We start from the raw sequence: 20,006 nt of genomic DNA, 5'->3' as shown, positions 1-20,006 counted from the left end.
TGCACTTTCGATCAACAGCGTAGGTCATCGCTCGCGCTCGTTGGCGAACAGATCGCTCTGAGCCATAAAGTTGTCCCTATCCACAAAACCCGATAACCCCACGCCGACGAGGCGATAGCGGCTATCGGCGGGGCGTTCCACGCGATCGCGCAAGGCACATGCCACATCGGCCAGCTCGCTCGCTGTTTGCGGGGGGATGGATGGCGTGAAGCTGCGCGTGAGCGTGTGAAAGTCGGCGGTCTTGAGCTTGAGCACGATGGTGCGCGCGATGCGTCCGCCCAGTGCTTCGCGTTGATGCGCAGCCCAGGTTTTCTCTGCCAGGCGGCGGATGTGCGGCTCGAGTTGGTCCAAAGTGAGATCCTGCTCGAACGTGTCTTCGGCCGAAACTTGCAGTGTGAGTTGGTTCGGTTGCACAGGATGTTCATCGATACCCAGCGAAAGCTCGTGCAGACGCCGGCCCCAGCGACCGAAACGCATCTCGATGTCGGCTAGCGGCAATTCACGCAAATCGCTCACCGTCTTTATGCCGAGTGCCTCGAGCTTCGCCTCCATCACTTTGCCTACGCCGGGCAGGCGACTCACTGACAACGGCGCAAGGAAAGCTTCGATCTGATGCGGGCGTACTACAAACAGCCCATCGGGTTTGCGGAAGTCCGAAGCGATCTTCGCCAGGAATTTGTTGGGCGCCACACCGGCCGATGCGGTGAGCTGTGTTTCTTCGCGAATCGATGCGCGAATGGCCTCGGCCGTTGCGGTGGCCGAGGGCAATCCGGTCTTGGTAATGGTGACGTCGAGATAGGCTTCGTCCAACGACAGCGGCTCGATCAGATCCGTATGCCGCGCAAAGATCTCGCGCACTTGCCGCGACACGGCTTTGTAACGAACAAAATCCGGCGGCACGAAAATCGCCTGCGGGCAAAGCCGCTCGGCGCGTACCGCCGGCATCGCCGAGCGCACGCCGAACGTGCGTGCTTCATAACTCGCGGCGCACACCACCGAGCGTGCGCCGCGCCATGCCACGACCACCGGCTTGCCGCGCAGCGCAGGATCGTCACGCTGTTCCACCGACGCGTAGAACGCGTCCATGTCGACGTGAAGAATCTTGCGTGGCGGCAGGTTGGGCACAAAAGTACGGGCGGAGGACGATAAGTGCGATTCTAGGACGTACCGCCGGCATTCGCAGAAGCTATCTGGTTATCGCTACCGTTCTTCAAGCGGCGAAGCCGATCAATGATGTACTCCGCAAAACGTTCGGCGGCGTCGGGACGTATCGCCAGATGCAAGAACGGTTCGATGAACTCCAGTTCCATGATGCGGAATTGACCGTCCACCATCACGCCGTCGACGCGGACATAAGCTTGCTCGCGGTGACCCAGTGCCGCCACGGCAGCCAGTGCCTTGTCCGCCGCGTTCACGATGGCCGCATCAGGAACGGCCTGGGTGGCGCTGCCGCCGTGTTGCTGCTGTACGCGGTAGTCGCCGGCCGCGGGATATTTGATGACCGCGTGGCTGTAGATCCCGGCGAAGTGGAGCAAGGACCACTCGCCATGGCTCGCAATTTCCGGCACGAACGGTTGCACCAGGTAATCGAGGTGCGTGGGAAGCAGCGCGAGTGCCTGTTGAAAATCCGCACTGCCGACCGTACCGCGCAAGGTGTGCCATGCACCGCCGCTCACCGTGGGCTTGATGACGACATCTTGCCCAGACATCGATGGCAATACTTCCGATAGATGTCCGCCACGTCCGATACGGGTTGGGATGATGGGGACGCCTTGTCGTTCCAGATCGAGCAGATAGCGCTTCTCGCTGTTCCAGCGAATCAGGCGAGTGTCGTTGATCGCCGGAACGCCAAGTCGGTCGAGCGACTCCACCCACGAGAGAAATGCCGAGTAATGCTGAAAATAATCCCACATGGTGCGGATCAGCACAGCATCGAACGCTGCCCAATCCACCGCAGGATCGTTCCAAATGCAGAACGTAGTCTGCACGCCAAGACGTTCCAGCACGTCGACAAAATAAACATCGTCCGGATGGACCGTCGGAAATAGCGAACATGTAGCGATGGCTAGACGATAGCCGGAAAGAGACACGGACATGGGTACACCTCCATTGACTGGGGTGGGCGCCCTTGAACGTTTTGTATGGTCGGCCGGCCGAGCGTAGCGGACTGGCGTCCGTCGCAGCACCCCTCGGGGCCGAAGCGCCAGCAAAGCTGTCATGGCGCGTGACCTCGTAAGTATCCGGGCCCTGTATCGAGGCTGTCAACGTGACTTTTGTCGAGTGGCAATGCAACTTTGCGTTGACGGCGGTACCCATGAGGTGCGCCCGATCCGTCAAGGACGACAGTACATAGGGCAGAGGTCATCGGATTTTTGATGCCGACTCAGGTTAATGTCGACACCTATGACTGATGAAACTTCCAATTCCTATGTGCGGCGGCTTGGCGTCTGGGACGGTGCCGCTATCGTCGTCGGTGGTGTGATCGGCGGAGGCATCTTCCGCACGCCAGCGACGGTGGCCGAGCGCACGGCCTCCGGGTTGCCACTGCTGGCGCTATGGGCAGTGGGCGGCTTGCTCACCCTCGCCGGTGTGTTGTGTTACGCCGAGCTCGGTGCGCGACGCCCACAGGCAGGTGGCATCTACATCTATTTGCGTGAAGCCTTCGGGTCACTGCCGGCTTTCCTGTTCGGCTGGACCATGGCATTGATCAACTATCCAGGCAGCGTGGCGGCGGTGGCGACCACCTTCGCCGATTATTTCTGTCGCGCAGGTGGCTTACCCGGTTGGTGGGTGAAGCCGGTGGCTGTGGGCGCGATTGCCTTCATCGTCGGCGTGAATCTGTTCGGCATTCGCGCCGGCGCGTGGATGCAGAACTTGTTCACCATACTCAAGGTGGCAGCCATCGCGATGCTGGTGGTGGTGGGGCTGGCGCTGGCGCACGGACATGTCGATAGTGTGCTTGCCGTGGACACCACGCATCAGGTGCCGAGCGGAGCGTGGATCGGCGCACTGCTGCCGGTGCTGTTCGCCTATGGCGGTTTTCACTATCTCAACGATCTGGCCGGCGAGGTCCGTGACCCGCAGCGCACACTGCCGCGCGCGCTGGCGATGGGCATGGTCGGTGTCGTGGTGTGTTATCTGCTGGTCAATATCGCCTATCTGACGGGACTTGGACATGCCGGTCTGGCCGCTAGCATTGCGCCGGCCGCAGATGTGATGAGCCATATCTTTGGCGCGCGCGGCGCAACGATCATGGCCGTCGGCATCGCTTGCTCCACCTTCGGTTATTGCAGCATCGCCATTGCCGGTGGTGCGCGCGTGCTGCAGACCATGGGCGCGGACGGCATGTTCTTTCGTTCGGTGGGTCGCATCGACTCGCGCTGGCATGCACCGCAGATCGCACTGGCGGTGCTGGGCGGATGGGCCATCGTGCTGACCTTGATGGGTACGTTCGGTCAATTGCTGGATTACACCACGGTGGGCGAATGGCTCGGCCATGCGTTCGGCATCGCCACGTTGTTCTGGTATCGGCGCCGCTTTGCCGATCAACCGTCTCCGTATCGCGTGCCCTTGTATCCCCTGTTGCCGTTTGTATTCGTCACTACCGTGTTGGGTGTCATCGTGGCTACGGCGATCGATAAGCCACACGATGCCGGCATGAGTCTGCTGATTATTGCGCTCGGTGTGCCGGTGTATGCGGTCTGGCGTTATCGGCAGAGGCGGCAGGTCAGATGAAGCGGGTCGCGCTACTCGCAAGCGCGGCGCTATGCGCGCTGCCCGTCGGCCGCGCTATGGCAACCGACGTGGCCGATCTCGCGGTTTCGTCGACGGGCGTGCAGCTGCAGCAAGTGCAACGCGTCGGCAACGTGGAGCACGACAGCCACGGCACGCCGCTGCAACGTTACGCGTTCCAACCATCCAGTCAGCCGCAATTGATCATCACACCTGCTGCTGGCGTGTGGCATTGGTCAGGACAGGGCGCGTTGCGGATACAGGTGCAGAACGCCATGCCGTGGGCGCTCACGCTCACCATCGATATCGATGGTGCTGCGCCGGAACAACATCTGCATGCCGTTGTCGGGTTGCCTGCGGGTCCGGCACAAACCTTGGTGCTTCCGCTGCATGCGACTTCACCACGCGCCTTCGGCATGCAGGTGGGGCCGTCGATGCCTTTTGATGACCAAGGTCATGCTGTCTTCGTAGCGACGACAGTCGAAGGCTCCATCGATTTGGCACAGGTGCGCGCCATTCGTTTGAGCATGCCGGCGCCGCAAGCTGCACAGCAACTGCTGCTTGGCAACGTGGATACGGCGACGGGTGACATGGCGCTGCAGCATGCCTATCGCGGCATCGTCGATCGGTGGGGACAGTACACGCGCGGCACGTGGCCGGAGAAGATCGATAGCGACACCGCTTTACGCACAGCTCATATGCAGGAACGCCGCACGCTCGACGCACAACTGGCGGAGCGGCATGGATTGGACACCTACGGTGGTCGTCAGGCTATCGCGCTCAAACGCACCGGCTGGTTTCATACGCAGAAAGCCAATGGGCGCTGGTGGCTGGTCACGCCGGATGGCCACGCGTTTTTCTCTCTTGGCATCAATGCGGTGGCTGCCGATAACTCGCGCACCTATGTGCAAGGTCGCGAATTCATGTTCGTCGATCTGCCGCCAGATCAATCGCCATGGCATACCTTCTACGGTATCAGCGATAGCCGCGATGCCGAACGTGGCGCAAGCGCAGGCATCGGTGCCAATCGCGGGCGCTGGTTCGATTTCTATGAAGCCAATCTCTATCGCGTCGAGAGCGCCGATTGGTTGACCGTGTGGCGCAAACGCACGCTCGATCGTCTGCAAGCATGGGGTTTCAACACCATCGGCAACTGGAGCGACGATGCGCTGGGCAAGTTGCATCGCGTGCCGTACACCTTGCCGATTTATATCAACGGCAACTTCGGCAATGTCTCCAGCGGTTTCGACTACTGGGGCCGCATGCCCGACCCCTTCGATCCACGCTTTGCGCAGGCCGTCGAACGTGCAGTGACGAAAGCAACGGCACCGTCGCATAACGATCCGTGGCTGCTGGGCTATTTCGCCGACAACGAACTGGCGTGGGCCGGGCAGGGGCCGCAGGGGCGCTGGGGATTGGCGATCGGCACCTTGCGTGGCGAAGCGCGCAGCGATGCGAAGCAAGCGTTCATCGCCATGTTGAAAAAGAAATATGGCGAGCCTGCGAAGCTGGCGGCGGCATGGGGCATCGCATTCATCGATTGGTCGGGTTTGAACGCCACGAATTTCGCCGCTCCTGAGCCGAACGAAGCGCATCCGGCCATAGCCGACGATTACAGCGCGTGGTTGCGTGCATATGCCGATGCGTATTTTGGCCTCGTCGCGGCGGCGATTCATCGCCACGATCCGCATCACCTGTTCCTCGGCGGACGTTTCGCGGCGAACACGCCGGAAGCCGTGGCTTCGTGTGCGCAGTATTGCGATGTGATCAGTTTCAACGTGTATGCCGATCTTCCGCAGCATGGTGTCGATCTCGATGCCGTGCATAAGCTGGACAAGCCCGTGCTGATCAGCGAATTCCATTTCGGCTCCGACGACCGCGGCCCGTTCGGCAAGGGCGTGGTGTCGGTGTGGAACGAAGCGCAGCGCGGTGAAGCCTATGCGCGCTTCGTGCAGGCCGCCGCGCACGATCCGGCCATCGTGGGCACGCACTGGTTCGAATACATCGACCAGCCGGTAACCGGCCGCCTAATCGATGGCGAGAACAGCCATATCGGTCTGGTCGGCATCACCGACCTCCCTTTCGGCGGCTTCGTGGAGGCGGTGCGCAAAACCCATCTCGGCATCGAGCAGGGCGGTCTCAACCCCTGACATCGCCAAGCGGCACCTTGTGGGCTAAATCATTCGCCCGGGCACCGGCAAGTACTTGATTATCCGAGGGATATAAAGATTCGCCCGGGCGGGCACCTGTTTCGCTTTATTTTCACCAAAAAAGGTGAAAAGATGCCAGGCATGACCCTCCAGCTCACCAGCCGTCAGTTCAACATCCTCGCCTTTATCCGCACCCGTCTGGAGCATGGCGGGGAGGCACCCACGCTGGAGGAAATCGGCCAGGCGATGGGTTTGCCCAACGTCAGCGCCGTGCTCAAGCACGTGCGCTCACTGGAAGCGAAAGGGCGGCTGGTGATCGAACCGAATCGTGCGCGCGGCATCCGATTGGTGGAGGAGGCCGACCCGCTGGCCGCCGACACCATGGAGCTGCCGCTGATCGGTCGCATCGCAGCGGGTGAGCCGATCTTTTCCGAGTCGCGCGTGGAACGCAGCTTGCGCGTATCGCGCTGGTTGTTCCGCCTGCAGCCGGATTATCTGGTGCGCGTAGTCGGCGATTCGATGCGCGATGAAGGCATTCTCGATGGCGACCTCGTCGCCGTGCACGCCACACCCGTGGCCCGGCACGGCCAAGTGGTGGCCGCGCGCGTGGAGGGCGAACGCTTCACCATCAAGCGTCTGTACTGGCAGGGCGATGTGATTCGCTTGCTGCCCAACAGCCCCGGCTATCAACCGATCGATCCCGATCCCACCGAAGACTTTGCCATCGAGGGATTGTTTGCAGGTCTCGTGAGGGGCGTCTGATGAGCGCAGTGGTGGCCTTGTCGAGCTTGCTGGATGCCCGGCAAGTCTGGCGCGGGCGCGCGGCGCCCTTGCTGGAGGGCGAACAACCCACCGGTTGGCCGCTGCTCGATGCGGCGTTGCCGTCGCGTGGCTGGCCGCAAGCTTCGCTGTCGGAAATTCTGATGCCGGCGGATGGCGTCGGCGAGTTGCGTCTGGTGTTGCCCGTCTTGGCGAGGCTTACCCAGGGCGATCGCCCCGTGGTGCTGGTGGCACCGCCGTATGCGCCATGTGCGATGGGGTGGCGCCAGCAAGGCGTGAACCTGCGTCGCGTGGAAATCGTCGACGCCAGCGAGAAAGAAGTGTTGTGGGCGGCCGAGCAATGCCTGCGCTCGGGCAGTTGTGCGGCAGTACTGGCGTGGCCGTATCAGGCGGACGACCGCAGCCTGCGCCGCTTGCAGGTGGCAGCCGATACGGGACGTGCGCTGGCGTTCGTGTTTCGCGACCGCAAGCATCTGGCGAATGCATCGCCTGCATCGTTGCGCCTGGAACTCGATGGTGCGCCGCGCACGGCGATCCGGGTTTGCAAATGCCGCGGCGGCAACGTGCCGGCGCAGGCGATTCCGTTCGAGCACGTTCAAGGTTTTCCTCGCGGGGGCCGGAATGCGGTGGCGACAACGTACGTGGTTCATCAGCACGTGCATGGCGCTGCCGATTCAGGCCCCCGCGGGAACCACATCCGCAAGAAGTCCGACGCGTGAGGCCGACCGATGCTGTGGGCCTGCCTGTTGCTGCCGCAGTTGGCGCTGGATGGAGTCCTCCGTCGCCGCGCCGATGACACGCCGCTGGTGCTGGTGGACGGTGCAGTCAATGCGCGCACGGTGGTGGCCGTCAATGCGTCCGCACGTGCGGCAGGTTTGCGTATCGGTCAACGCCTGACGGCCGCCCAGGCATTGCTGGCGCGTTTCGAAGCGGTGCAGTACGACGCGGCCGATGTTGCGCGCTGGCAGCAGTTTCTTGCTGGCGTGGCCTATCGCTACAGCTCGCAAGTGGCTTTGCTGCCGCATGCCATCGTGCTCGAAGTGAGCAAGAGCCAGAGTCTATTCGGCTCATGGTCGGTGATGGAGCGCCGTCTGCGTGAGGATTTTTCCGCGCTTGGCTTTCGTTATCGCATCGCCGCCGCGCCGACGCCGCATGGCGCGTATGTGCTGGCAGGTGTGAGCGATGGACAGACAGCGCTCAGCCACGAAGGCATGCAGCACCTGCTCGACCACGTACCGCTGAGCAAGAGCCGCTTGCCGACGCCAGCGATGGATGCACTGCCGCGTATGGGCGTGCGCCGTTTGGGGCAACTGTTGCGGATGCCGCGCGATGGTTTGCAGCGGCGCTTTGGCGCCGAGCTGCTCCGGGCGATGGATCGTCTGATCGGCGATCTGCCCGCCGGACTCGAACTGTACACGCCGCCCGATACCGTCGATTGGTCGATCGAGTTGTCGCACGAAGTGGAAAATATCGCCGCGCTGGTTTTTCCACTGCGCCGTATGACGAGCGATCTCGCTGCGTACCTGTCCGGACGCGACGGCGGTGTGCAACGCTTCGTGTTGAAACTGGAACATCGCGATCGCGCCGCGACCGACGTGCCCATCGGCATGCTCTCGCCGGAACGCAGTGCCGATGTGTTGTTCGACGCCGCGCGCGGCCGTCTCGAACAGGTGCAGTTGCCCGCGCCGGTACTTGTTTTACGCTTGATCGCCGCCGACTTGCCCGGTTTCGTACCGGCCGGCCGCGACCTTTTCGACGAGCGTCCCGCCCATGCCTTGCCGTTCGAGCAATTGCGCGAACGCCTGCGCGCGCGGCTCGGCGATGATGCGGTGTATCAATGGGGCACGACGATCGATCCACGTCCGGAACATTCGCAGCGCATCGCCGCGCAGGACGACACGCCGCTCGAACCGCGCCCGCGTCCGACATGGTTGTTGCAACGGCCGATTCCACTGCGCGGCGCATTGCGTGTCATTGCCGGCCCTGAGCGATTGGAAACCGGCTGGTGGGACGGCGGTGACACGCGTCGCGATTACTACGTCGTCGAAACCGAGATGGGTCAGCGTGCATGGGCATTCTGTGCTCCGGGCGAACGATCGGGTTGGATGTTGCACGGGTGGTTCGCATGAGCGATTACGCCGAATTGCATTGCCTCTCCGATTTCTCATTCCAGCGCGGTGCATCCAGTGCGCGCGAATTGTTCGAACGCGCTGCGGTGTGCGGCTATGCCGCGCTGGCGATCACCGACGAGTGTTCGTTCGCCGGCATCGTGCGCGCATGGGAGGCTTCGCGCGAAACCAAGGTGCCGTTGATCGTCGGCACCGAAATCCAGCTCAACGACGGTCCCAAGCTGGTGTTGCTGGCAGAAACCAAGCAGGGTTATGTCTCGCTGTGCCGCCTGATCACGCAGGGACGCCGTGCCTCTGCCAAAGGCACCTATCGCCTGTCGATGGCAGACCTCGATGATGGCGCTCCCGGCACGCTGGCGTTGTGGATTCCCGGCCGCGAACCGGATCCGGAACATGGCGCATGGGTGAAGCATACGTTCGAGGTGCGCGCATGGTTGGCGGTGGAGTTGCATCGCGATGCAGACGATGACGCTCGCATGGCCGAACTGGATGCGTTGGGCGAACGTCTGCAGCTCCCGCGCGTCGCGGCCGGCGACGTGCACATGCACGTGCGCGGGCGTCTACCGTTGCAGCACACGATGACCGCGATTCGTCATCACTTGACCATTGCCCAAGCAGGTGCCGTGCTTTTTCGCAATGGCGAGCGCCATCTGCGCCGCCGCGCCGTGCTGCAAAAAATCTATCCGGAAGCATGGCTGGCCGAAAGCGTGCGCATCGCCAAACGCTGCACGTTCGACCTGGGCGAACTGAGATACGCCTATCCCGCCGAACTGGTGCCGGATGGCTATACGCCCATGCAGTGGCTGCGGCATCTGGTCGACAAGGGCGTGGCATGGCGGTGGCCGCACGGCATTCGGGCGGATATCCAGGTAAAGCTCGAAACCGAGCTGTGCCTGATCGAAAAGAAAAACTACGCCGCCTATTTTCTTACCGTGAACGACATCGTGCGCTTCGCGCAAAGCCAGAGCATTTTATGCCAGGGGCGCGGTTCGGCCGCCAACTCCATCGTCTGCTACGCGCTGGGTGTGATGCATGCCGATCCGGAGAAAGTCGACCTGCTGGTGGAGCGTTTCATCTCCGAAGAGCGTAACGAGCCGCCGGACATCGATATCGATTTCGAACACGAACGGCGCGAGGAAGTCATCCAGTACATCTATCGCAAATACGGGCGCGAGCGCGCCGCGCTGGCGGCGACGGTGATCAGCTATCGCGGCAAGAGTGCGGTGCGCGATGTGGCCAAGGCCATGGACATGCCCGATGACCAGATCGACAAGCTCAGTCGCATCCTGGCATGGTGGGATGGCGATGCCTCGCTGTACGCGCGCCTGCGCGAGCAGGGTTTCGATCCGGATGCGCCGTTACTGCACAAAGTGCTGTCGCTGACCTCGCAGTTGATCGATATGCCGCGTCACCTGAGCCAGCACGTGGGCGGTTTCATTATTGCCGACGCGCCGCTGCACGAACTTGTCCCGGTGGAAAACGCAGCGATGCCCGATCGCACCATCATCCAATGGGACAAGGATGATCTCGACGCCATGGGGCTGCTCAAGGTCGATTGCCTTGCGCTGGGCATGCTGACATGCCTGCGCAAATGCTTCGACATCGTCCACAAGCATCGCGGCAAGGCGTGGGCGATCGCGACGATCGAGCACGACGACAAGGACACTTACGCGATGATCCAGCGCGCCGACACCATCGGCGTGTTCCAGATCGAAAGCCGCGCGCAGATGTCGATGCTGCCGCGATTGAAGCCGGCCGATTACTACGACCTGGTGGTTCAAATTGCCATCGTGCGACCAGGGCCGATCCAGGGCGGCATGGTGCATCCCTATCTGCGGCGGCGGAAGGGCGAAGAGCCGATCGACTATCCGTCGGAAGCGCTGCGACCGGTGCTCGAACGCACCAAGGGCGTGCCGTTGTTCCAGGAACAGGTGATGAAGCTGGCGGTGGTGGCCGCCGGCTATACGCCCGGGCAGGCTGATCAACTACGTCGCTCGATGGCGGCGTGGCGACGCCACGGCGACATGGAAGTGCATCGCGAGCGCATCACCCACGGGATGTTGGAAAGAGGCTACACACAAGCTTTCGCCGAACAGATCTTCGAGCAGATCAAGGGTTTCGGCAGCTACGGTTTTCCGGAAAGCCACGCGGCCAGTTTCGCCAATCTCGCCTATGTCAGCAGCTGGCTGAAATGTCACGAACCGGCGGCTTTCGTTTGTGCGTTGCTCAATGCGCAACCGATGGGTTTCTACAACGCAAGCCAGATCGTGCAGGACGCGCAGCGGCACGGTATCTGCGTGCGGCCCATGGATGTGCGCTACAGCGACTGGGATTGCACGCTGGAAGCCGACTCGCGCAGCCAAGGAGGATTGACCCTTCGCCTTGGGCTGCGCCAATTGCGCGGTTGCAGTGAGGATGTGGCGAAACGCATCTCGATGGCACGCCAAGAGCATGCTTTTCGCGATGTCGTCGATTTTTGCGCGCGCAGCGCCTTGGATGCGCGGCATCAGGACCTGCTGGCCGATGCGGGCGCATTGCGCGGCCTGGCCGGGCACCGTCATCGGGCGTTATGGTTGATGTCCGGCGTAGAAGCGCAACTCCCGCTGTTCGGTCGCGAAAGTCCGCGCGAGCAGGACATCGTGCTGCCGTTACCTACGCTCAAGGAAAATCTGGACGCCGATTACGCGCACAGTGGCCTGACTCTTGGGCCGCATCCGCTGAAATTGTTGCGCAAGCGTCTGCGCGCCGCGCGTTTCATAGATTCGCGCAGCCTGCAGAAGCAGCCGCACGAAACACAGGTGCGGACGGTGGGGCTGGTGACGCAGCGCCAGCGGCCGCAAACCGCCAGCGGCGTCACCTTCATCACTATCGAAGACGAATTCGGCTACGTGAATGTCGTGGTCTGGAATCACGTGGCGCAAAACCAGCGCAGGCCTTATCTGGAGGCGCGCCTGCTGGCGATCGAAGGTCGATGGGAGGCGGTCGATGGTGTGAGCCATCTGATCGCGCGGCGATTGCAGGATGTCAGCAGCATGCTCGGCGATCTGGATGCACGTTCACGAGATTTCCATTGAGCCCGCTTATCGCTTCCACGCAAAAACATCTTCATTCGCGGTGACCATCATGCAAGCACTGCTCTTTGACCAAAGCGTGCAAAGGATTGCCGATGAAACGACCGGACCGATTACCTACCAGCCCGATGTGATATCGCCCGCGCTGGCAGCGCGCTGGTTTACGGCGTTGCATGAACAGGTTGCCTGGCACGGAGGCACCCGGATGATGTACGAACGCATGGTGGATGTGCCGCGTTTGTACAGCCATTACGCGATCGACGACCCCTTGCTTCCTGCTGTGCTGGGCACTGCGCTTGCTGTCGTCAAGGAGCAAGTCCAGGCGCCGTTCAACAGCATCGATCTGAACCTGTATCGCGACGAGCACGACAGCGTTGCGCCGCATAACGACAAACTGCATGAACTAGTCGTTCATCAACCCATCGTCCTGCTATCGCTAGGCGCCACGCGCACCATGATCATTCGTCGCAAGATGCCCCCGCATCTAAAGACGGAGCTGGCGCTGGAAGCGGGTAGCTTGTTGTTGATGGGATGGAATGCGCAGCTTCATTACGACCATGGCATTCCCAAGCTGCAGCAACCTGTGGGACCGAGGATCAGTCTGGCGTTTCGTGTGCGACCCCACGCTACCGGGAGCTGGGGTGTCCGCGCTGAAGGCTCGGACAAGTAGCCGCATCGGAGCCGTGTGTCAGGCTGTTTGCAGCAGCGCGCTCAAATGCTCCGGATGCATGACAACAGCGCGGGCGCCGGCAGCTTCCAATTCTTCGCGGCTGCCGAAGCCCCACAACACGCCGATGCCCGCCACACCATTGGCAACGGCACCTTCGATATCGAAGCGGCGGTCGCCAACCATGACGGTGTCTTGCGGCGACGCGCCGAAGTCAGCCAGGGCGGCGGCGATCATCGACGCTTTTTCGCTGTGCGGGCTGGAGGGATCCGGCCCGTAAAGCTTCTCGAAACTGTCGCCGAACGGTAGCGCTTCGATGATGGGGGCCGCATGCCGATGCGGCTTGCTGGTAACCACGGCAAGTTGATGGCCGGCACCTTGCAGGGTGGCGATCATGTCTGCGATGCCCGGATAGATCGCGTGTTCGCGCCAACCGAGCGTGGCGAAGCGCTCGTGGTAATAATCCACCGCGGCTTCGATACGTGTCGCATCGTGGTCCAGCAGCGGCGCAAAACTGTGCCGCAGCGGTGGGCCGATCCACGAACGCAAATCAACCGGCGCGGGCACCGCCAGCTTCGCCAGCGCATGCCGGATGCATGCGGTGATGCCTGGCTCGGAATCGATCAGTGTGCCGTCGAGGTCGAACAAACAGAGCATTATTTCGTCGCGCGCGCTTTCAGTGCAGTAACGGCCGGCAGTTCCTTGCCTTCCAGGAATTCCAGAAACGCGCCGCCGCCAGTGGAAATGTAGGAAATCTTTTCGGCGATGCCGTACTTGTCGACAGCGGCCAGCGTGTCGCCGCCGCCAGCGATCGAAAATGCTTTGGAATCGGCGATGGCATGGGCCAGCGCTTCCGTGCCCTTGCCGAAGGCGTCGAACTCGAACACGCCCACCGGACCGTTCCACACCACGGTACCAGCCTTGGCGATTAGTTCGGCGTAGCGTTTGGCGGTTTCCGGGCCGATGTCGAGGATCATTTCGTCGTCCTTCACCTCGTCCACCGCCTTGACCGTAGCCGAGGCATGCGCAGAAAACTCGGGCGCCACCACCACATCCACCGGCATCGGCACGTCGGCGCCGCGGCGCTTGGCGTCGGCAAGCACTTTCTTGGCGGCCGACAGCAGATCCGGTTCGTACAGCGAGTTTCCCACCGAGTGACCCATGGCGGCGATAAACGTGTTGGCGATGCCGCCGCCTACGATCAGCTGATCGACTTTGCCGATCAGGTTTTCGAGCAGGGTGAGCTTGGTGGACACCTTCGAACCGGCCACGATCGCCAGTAACGGATGCGCCGGATGTTCCAGCGCCTTGCCGAGTGCATCCAGCTCATCGCACAGCAGCGGACCGGCGGCGGCGACCGGGGCGAATTTGATCACGCCGTGGGTCGAGGCCTGCGCGCGATGTGCGGTGCCGAACGCGTCCATCACAAACACGTCGCACAGGGCGGCATATTTCTTCGAGAGCGCTTCGTCGTCCTTGCCTTCGCCGACATTCATGCGGCAGTTTTCCAGCACTACCACCTCGCCTTCGGCGACGTCGACGCCATCGAGGTAATCGGCCACGAGACGTACCGGCTTGCCGAGCTGCTCGCCCAGCCACTTCGCCACGGGTGCCAGCGAAGACTCGGCGTCGAACTGACCTTCCTTCGGCCGGCCCAGGTGCGAGATCACCATCACCTTGGCGCCGGCATCGCGCGCCGCTTTGATGGTGGGCAGCGCGGCATCAAGACGCTGAGTGGAGGTGATACGGCCGTTTTCGATCGGCACATTCAAGTCTTCGCGGATCAGTACGCGCTTGCCGTGCAGATCGAGGTCGCTCATGCGGGTGACGGTCACGTGGGAACTCCTGGCAACTGAGGAAGTCGGCCTTGGAGGCCGGAACCGCATATTTTCCCGCCCGCCTCGCGGCGATGCAAACGGCGGGCTATGCGGAGCGTGAGAGAAGGCAACTACACTGTGCCCAACGTCCCTTCCATGGAGTGGTGTGCTATGGCGTCCGATCTGGTTCTTTACAGCTACTGGCGTTCCAGCGCGGCCTTCCGTGTACGCATTGCGCTGAATCTAAAGGGATTGCGTTACGAAACGCGGGCAATCCATCTACTTCGTGAAGGTGGTGAGCAACATACGGCAGCCTACGCCGCGCTCAACCCCCAGGAGCTGGTGCCCACCCTGGTTGACGGTCAGCGGGTGCTGACCCAGTCGCTGGCGATCCTCGAATACCTGGACGAAACCCATCCGCCGCCGGCATTGCTGCCGGCGGATGCCGCAGGTCGAGCACGTGCGCGCGCGCTGTCGCAGGTCATCGCCTGCGATATCCACCCGATCGGCAACCTGCGCATGCTGCAGTGGATAGAAAGTCAGTTCGGTGCGAACGACGAGCAAAAGGGCGTGTGGGCACGGCATTGGATGGCCACCGGTCTCCGGGCACTGGAAACGATGCTGGCCGGCAGCAAGGAGACGGGTCGCTACTGTCATGGCGATACGCCGGGTATGGCCGACGCGTGCCTGGTGCCGCAGGTATACAACGCACGACGCTGGAAGGTGCCGTTGGGAGACTATCCGACGATTCTGCGTATCGATGCGACGTGTGATGGGCTGGATGCGTTCCGCGATGCGATGCCGGAACACCAGCCGGATGCGCCGAAGGCGTGAATACTCGCATTTCTACCTCTCCCCTTCGGGGAGAGGGTTGGGGTGAGGGGTCATTCTTGCGATGGAGTTTGTTTGTCGGAAAGGTTTTGCCGCTGATCTTTTTCGCAGATCAGCACCTCGCGAGGCTGGCCCCTCATCCGACCCTTCGGGCCACCTTCCTCGCTCCCCAAAGCCGTGACCATCCATGGTCACTCTCCGCGTGCTCCCCGAAGGGGAGAAGTTAATCAGAGTGGCCGTTGGCCACGCTTTTAAAATCCCAACCCGTACGGATCGTTGCCCGCCAACTCCGTGTTCTCCGCATTGCCGCCCTCGGCAAGGCGAATCTTCAGCGCCAGACCGTCACGCGAGTCCGCCTTCGCCAACGCCTCTTCCAGGTCGATACGGCCACTCTTATATAGCCGGTACAACGACTGATCGAACGTCTGCATACCGTCCTGCAGACTGCGATCCATCGCTTCCTTCACCTCATGGATCTGGCCGCGTCGAATCATGTCGCGAATGAAGGGCGAATTGAGCAGCACTTCTACTGCGGGTATGCGACGGCCATCCTTGCCGCTCACCAGTCGCTGGCTGATCACCGCGCGCAAGTTCAGAGCAAGGTTCATCAATACGTTCTTGTGCGCCGACTCGGGGAAGAAGTTGAGAATGCGCTCAAGCGTCTGGTCGGCATTGTTGGAGTGCAGCGTGGCCAGGCACAGGTGACCGGTTTCGGAGAACGCGATCGCCGCTTCCATCGTGTCGGTGTCGCGAATCTCGCCGATCATGATCACATCCGGCGCTTCGCGCATCGCGTTGCGCAAGGCCTCGTGATACGTGTGCGTGTCCAAGCCCACTTCGCGCTGGTTGACGATCGATTTCTTGTGGCGATGCAGATACTCGATCGGGTCCTCGATGGTGAGGATGTGACCGGGCGTATTGGAATTGCGATGGTCGAGCATCGCCGCCAGCGTGGTCGACTTGCCTGAACCTGTCGCACCGACCACCAGGATCAGTCCGCGCGGCTCCATGATCAGCTCGCTGAAAATCGCCGGCAGCTGTAGCTGGTTGATGCTGGGGATCTCGCTCTTGATCGCGCGGATCACCATGCCTACTTCGCCGCGCTGCTTGAACACGTTGATACGGAATCGGCCGGCTTCTTTCACCGCCAGCGCCATGTTGAGCTCCAGATCGCGCTCGAACTGCGGCACCTGGCCTTCGTCCATCAGCGAATAGGCGATCTTCTTCACCATGCCACTGGGGAGGCCGGTGTTGCCCAAGGGGTAGAGTTTGCCCTCCACCTTGATATTCACCGGGGCTCCGGTCGTCAGAAACATGTCCGACGCGCCCTTGTCCACCATCAGCTTGAGGAAGTAACCGATATCCACTTTAAAGATCCTAAAATTTTACGCATTGCATTCAAGGATTGTGCCCGCTCACAATACGCCGTGATCCTCCGAGAGGAATGAGTGATGGTGCACACATTTTCCCCGCTGCAGACGCGCCGCGGGCGCATTTGTGCGGTGGTTCCGGCGTTACTGTTGACCATGTCGCTGCTTGGCGGCTGTGCCAGCGTACCCCCGCCGGATAGCGCAATGAACCAGGCCCAGGCCCAGCTGCAATCCGCCCGCGACGCGGGTGCGGCGGACTACGACCCGGTCGATTTCGGCTTCGCGCAGGATAAATTCCAGCAGGCCCAGGTGGCCGTGGCCGACCGCAAATACGCCCTCGCCGCCGATCTGGCCGACGAATCGCGCGCGGATGCCACGCTGGCACGCACCAAGGCCATGCTGGGCGCGGCACGTGCCCAAATTAAGTCCAAAACGGACGCAAACAGTCAGTTGCGCGCACAAAACGCCGAAGCGCAGTCCGAGAACGATCAGCACTATCAGCAACAGAAAGCCCAGCTAGCCGCCCAGCAGGCGGCGGCGCAGCCGGCCGGCGATAATGGCAATCCTGCCTCCTCCTCGACCGCGCCTGCGCCTGCATCAAGCCCCGCGCTGCCAACCCAGGCGCCCATGCAGCAGGATATGCCCGCGCCGTCGTCCTCGGTGCTCGGCAATCCTCAGTCGCAACAACCACAGCAGCAAGGGCAAGGTTTCCAGACTCTGCCTGATAATACTGGCCAGCAGAACCAGGGAGGCCAGCTATGAAGCGCTTCGCATCGATCATTGCCGTTTCGTTGCTGGCCTTGCTCGCCAGCACCGCCGCCCAGGCGCGCAAGGACGATCTGGACGTCGATCGTCTCAACAATAGCCTTAACCAGCTGGCCAGCGATCCCAACCTGGGGATCTACGCTCAGGCGGATCAGGCGCTGGCGCGCGACGCGATCAGCCAACTGACCCAGGCCAGTTCGCGCGAGCGGCCGCACGCGCTTTACATCGCAGAGCGCCGCGTCGATCAGGCGCGAGCAGAAGCGCAATTGCAGGTCGCGCAGCGCCAGCTCAACCAGCTCGATCAGGAAAACGCGCAACTGCAGCTCGACCGCAGCCGCATCGACGCTACGGCGGCGCAGCAGCAGCTGGATGTCCAGCGCATGCAATACCAGCTGTCACAGCAGGAAACCGCACGCCTGCAGGCGCAAGGCCAGGAAGCCGCCGATCAAGCCGCGCAGGCTCGTGCCGAGGCCGACCAGGCCCGCCGGCTCGCCGCAGCGCAAAGCAAGGTCGCCCAGGCCGCCAAGCGCCAGGCCGAACTGGCTGCCAAAGCAGCCAAGGCATTGCGCTCGCAGATGCAAGACAGCACCGCGCCCAGCGGCGGTAACTGACCCGATACCGGCGCGAAAATATCGCGCCGGTTTATCGGCTTTCGACTACAAACCACGCTGCCATGCGCCTTTCGGAGGGGTTCTTGCGCCTCTTCCGAACGGGGAGTAGGGTCGAATTGCCGCGGACCTCCAGCTTCCGCGGCTTACTGACCCGAATCATGCGCCTACCCTTCAACGTCACTTCACCCGTGTCCTGCATCAAGGGCCTGGGTCTTGGTTATGCGCGTGATTCAAATCTGTTCGCGGGCGCAGTCGTTGGGTGCCCGCCGTCTTACCGCGAGGAGGTTGGATCATGTTTGAAAACCAGCAGCATGACGATGTCGAAGCCTTGATGAAGGCCGATGCGGAGTTTCGTCGGCTTTACCAGCATCACAGGGAACTCGACAGCAAGGTGCACGACGCCGAAATCGGCGTGCTTCCCATCGATGATGTGACCTTGGCAGGGATGAAGAAGGAAAAGTTATACGCCAAGGAACGATTGCAGCGAATGTGGGATAGCCGACAACAGCACCACGTCAACTGATCTGCGCGTTTTCACGTGACATACGGCCTCGGAGCGGAACGCTGCCGGGGCCGTTCTGTTTTTGGAACGAGGGGGGCAGGGAACAAAAGCATCGGCATGCATAACTCGCGCAGTTCCCCGTTATGATTACCATTCATATCGCACACCACACCACACCGCGCGCACGGAGTTTTCATGTCGGTCAACGCAAGCGTCCTCGAGCTGATCGGAAACACCCCCTTGGTGCGCGCCCAGCGGCTGGACACGGGGCGTTGCGAGCTGTTCCTGAAACTGGAAAGCGCGAATCCGGGTGGATCGATCAAAGACCGCATCGGCCTGTCGATGATCGAAGGCGCCGAAAAAGCCGGCAAGATCAAGCCCGGCGCGACCCTGGTGGAAGGCACCGCCGGCAACACCGGCCTGGGGCTGGCGCTGGTGGCGCAGCAGAAAGGCTATCGCTTGATCCTCGTCGTGCCGGACAAGATGAGCCGCGAGAAGATCTTCAATCTCAAGGCGATGGGCGCCGAAGTGGTGCTAACGCGTTCGGATGTCGCCAAGGGCCATCCGGAGTATTACCAGGACATGGCCGAGCGCATCGCACGCGAAACGCCCGGTGCGTATTTCATTAACCAGTTCGGCAATCCCGACAACCCGCTGGCGCACATCCAGACCACCGGCCCGGAAATTCTGCGGCAGATGGATGGCAAGGTCGATGCGATCGTGGTCGGCTGCGGTTCATCCGGCACGCTCAGCGGCCTGTCGAAATACTTCGCCGAAGCGTCGCCGCACACCGCGTTCGTACTGGCCGATCCGGTGGGCTCCATCCTCGCGCAATACATCAATGAAGGTGTGCTCTCGACCAAGTCGGGCAGCTGGATGGTGGAAGGCATCGGCGAAGATTTTCTGCCGAGCATCAGCGACTTCACGCGCGTGAAAAAGGCTTACGCGATTTCCGACAAGGAAAGCTTCCTCGCTGCGCGCGAACTGTTGGCTAAGGAAGGCGTGCTGGGCGGATCCTCCACCGGCACCTTGCTCGCCGCCGCACTGAAATACTGCCGCGAGCAGACCGAGCCGAAGCGTGTGGTCACACTCGTTTGCGACACCGGCAACAAATACTTGTCGAAGATGTACAACGACTACTGGATGCTCGACAACGGCTTCATCGAGCGCGAAAAGCATGGCGACCTGCGCGATCTGCTGATGCGTCCGTTCGCGCAGCGCGACACCGTGGTGGTCGGCCCAAACGAATTGCTGATGACTGCCTACACGCGCATGAAACTCTACGATGTGTCGCAGCTGCCGGTGATGGACGGTGCCCGCATCGTCGGTATCCTCGACGAATCGGATGTGCTGATGCACGTGCACGTGGACGAAGCGCGTTTCCGCGACTCCGTCGCCACTGCCATGATCAGCGACCTGCAGATGCTGGACGTGCGCTCGCCGATCCAGTCCTTGCTACCGGTATTCGAACGCGGCCACGTTGCCATCGTGATCGATGGCGATCAGTTCCTGGGCCTGATTACGCGCATCGATCTATTGAACTATCTGCGTCGCCGAGTGCACTGAATTTCCAGACCGAAA

At 61.8% G+C, this 20,006-nt stretch carries 16 protein-coding genes and 1 pseudogene; 12 read left to right on the top strand and 5 right to left on the bottom strand.

The genetic code is table 11. The features are described from left to right. Positions 1–24: 24 nt before the first annotated feature. Together dinB and QQL64_RS15825 are read right to left on the bottom strand one after the other, a co-directional pair. Positions 25–1,125: a DNA polymerase IV gene (gene dinB, locus QQL64_RS15830; RefSeq protein WP_284401388.1), complete on the bottom strand. Its 1,101-nt coding sequence runs from the start codon at positions 1,123–1,125 to the stop codon at positions 25–27. A gap of 32 nt (positions 1,126–1,157) precedes the next feature. Beyond that, positions 1,158–2,096, bottom strand: a complete 939-nt coding sequence (locus QQL64_RS15825) for an ATP-grasp domain-containing protein (protein WP_284401386.1) — start codon at positions 2,094–2,096, stop codon at positions 1,158–1,160. A gap of 307 nt (positions 2,097–2,403) precedes the next feature. Here QQL64_RS15825 and QQL64_RS15820 point away from each other — a divergent pair, with 307 nt between their 5' ends. The 7 genes and pseudogenes from QQL64_RS15820 to QQL64_RS15790 all read left to right on the top strand — a co-directional run bounded on the left by QQL64_RS15820 (position 2,404) and on the right by QQL64_RS15790 (position 12,532). Next, positions 2,404–3,735, top strand: coding sequence for an APC family permease (locus tag QQL64_RS15820; RefSeq protein WP_284401384.1), 1,332 nt, complete (start codon positions 2,404–2,406; stop codon positions 3,733–3,735). Then, positions 3,732–5,882: a beta-agarase gene (locus QQL64_RS15815; protein WP_284401383.1), complete on the top strand. Its 2,151-nt coding sequence runs from the start codon at positions 3,732–3,734 to the stop codon at positions 5,880–5,882. Before QQL64_RS15820 ends, QQL64_RS15815 begins: the two co-directional genes overlap by 4 nt. A gap of 141 nt (positions 5,883–6,023) precedes the next feature. Further along, positions 6,024–6,644 (top strand): transcriptional repressor LexA, encoded by a 621-nt coding sequence (gene lexA, locus QQL64_RS15810; RefSeq protein WP_284401381.1) that lies wholly within the window; start codon positions 6,024–6,026, stop codon positions 6,642–6,644. Then, positions 6,644–7,246: pseudogene (imuA, locus tag QQL64_RS15805) on the top strand (translesion DNA synthesis-associated protein ImuA); the annotation flags it as partial. The gene lexA and the pseudogene imuA, both read left to right, overlap by 1 nt. 144 nt (positions 7,247–7,390) lie before the next feature. Then, positions 7,391–8,791, top strand: coding sequence for a Y-family DNA polymerase (locus tag QQL64_RS15800; protein WP_284401379.1), 1,401 nt, complete (start codon positions 7,391–7,393; stop codon positions 8,789–8,791). Further along, positions 8,788–11,865, top strand: a complete 3,078-nt coding sequence (locus QQL64_RS15795) for an error-prone DNA polymerase (RefSeq protein WP_284401377.1) — start codon at positions 8,788–8,790, stop codon at positions 11,863–11,865. Before QQL64_RS15800 ends, QQL64_RS15795 begins: the two co-directional genes overlap by 4 nt. A 49-nt stretch (positions 11,866–11,914) precedes the next feature. After that, positions 11,915–12,532, top strand: a complete 618-nt coding sequence (locus QQL64_RS15790; protein ID WP_284401375.1) for an alpha-ketoglutarate-dependent dioxygenase AlkB — start codon at positions 11,915–11,917, stop codon at positions 12,530–12,532. Positions 12,533–12,550: 18 nt separating this feature from the next. On the opposite strand, the gene QQL64_RS15785 is transcribed toward QQL64_RS15790, so the two are convergent. Both QQL64_RS15785 and QQL64_RS15780 read right to left on the bottom strand, forming a co-directional pair. Next, positions 12,551–13,186, bottom strand: coding sequence for an HAD hydrolase-like protein (locus QQL64_RS15785; protein WP_284401374.1), 636 nt, complete (start codon positions 13,184–13,186; stop codon positions 12,551–12,553). Further along, positions 13,186–14,349: a phosphoglycerate kinase gene (locus QQL64_RS15780; protein ID WP_404601073.1), complete on the bottom strand. Its 1,164-nt coding sequence runs from the start codon at positions 14,347–14,349 to the stop codon at positions 13,186–13,188. Before QQL64_RS15780 ends, QQL64_RS15785 begins: the two co-directional genes overlap by 1 nt. Positions 14,350–14,517: 168 nt before the next feature. On the opposite strand from QQL64_RS15780, the gene maiA reads away from it, so the two are divergent. Further along, entirely contained in the window at positions 14,518–15,180 is a 663-nt protein-coding gene (gene maiA, locus QQL64_RS15775; protein ID WP_284401370.1) for a maleylacetoacetate isomerase, read from the top strand. A 248-nt stretch (positions 15,181–15,428) separates the two neighbouring features. Here the strand turns inward: maiA and QQL64_RS15770 are convergent, their stop codons facing one another. Further along, positions 15,429–16,544: a PilT/PilU family type 4a pilus ATPase gene (locus QQL64_RS15770; RefSeq protein ID WP_284401369.1), complete on the bottom strand. Its 1,116-nt coding sequence runs from the start codon at positions 16,542–16,544 to the stop codon at positions 15,429–15,431. 84 nt (positions 16,545–16,628) lie between these two features. Between QQL64_RS15770 and QQL64_RS15765 the strand changes: the two genes are divergently transcribed. From QQL64_RS15765 to QQL64_RS15750, 4 genes are all read left to right on the top strand, one after another. Continuing rightward, on the top strand, positions 16,629–17,309 hold the full coding sequence (locus tag QQL64_RS15765; protein ID WP_284401366.1) for a DUF4398 domain-containing protein: 681 nt from the start codon (positions 16,629–16,631) through the stop codon (positions 17,307–17,309). Beyond that, positions 17,306–17,923, top strand: a complete 618-nt coding sequence (locus QQL64_RS15760) for a hypothetical protein (protein ID WP_284401364.1) — start codon at positions 17,306–17,308, stop codon at positions 17,921–17,923. The genes QQL64_RS15765 and QQL64_RS15760 overlap by 4 nt, the downstream gene beginning before the upstream one ends. 292 nt (positions 17,924–18,215) lie before the next feature. Continuing rightward, positions 18,216–18,446, top strand: coding sequence for an HP1242/YdcH family protein (locus QQL64_RS15755; RefSeq protein WP_284401362.1), 231 nt, complete (start codon positions 18,216–18,218; stop codon positions 18,444–18,446). Between the two features lie 174 nt (positions 18,447–18,620). Beyond that, the gene (locus QQL64_RS15750; protein WP_284401360.1) at positions 18,621–19,991 is read left to right on the top strand and encodes a pyridoxal-phosphate dependent enzyme; all 1,371 of its coding nucleotides are present in this window, start codon (positions 18,621–18,623) and stop codon (positions 19,989–19,991) included. Positions 19,992–20,006: the final 15 nt, after the last annotated feature.

This window comes from Dyella lipolytica (assembly GCF_030160075.1).
Taxonomy (GTDB): Bacteria; Pseudomonadota; Gammaproteobacteria; order Xanthomonadales; family Rhodanobacteraceae; genus Dyella_B; species Dyella_B lipolytica.
Note: the sequence above shows the minus strand (reverse complement) of the source record. Positions and strands in the feature narration are given on the sequence as shown.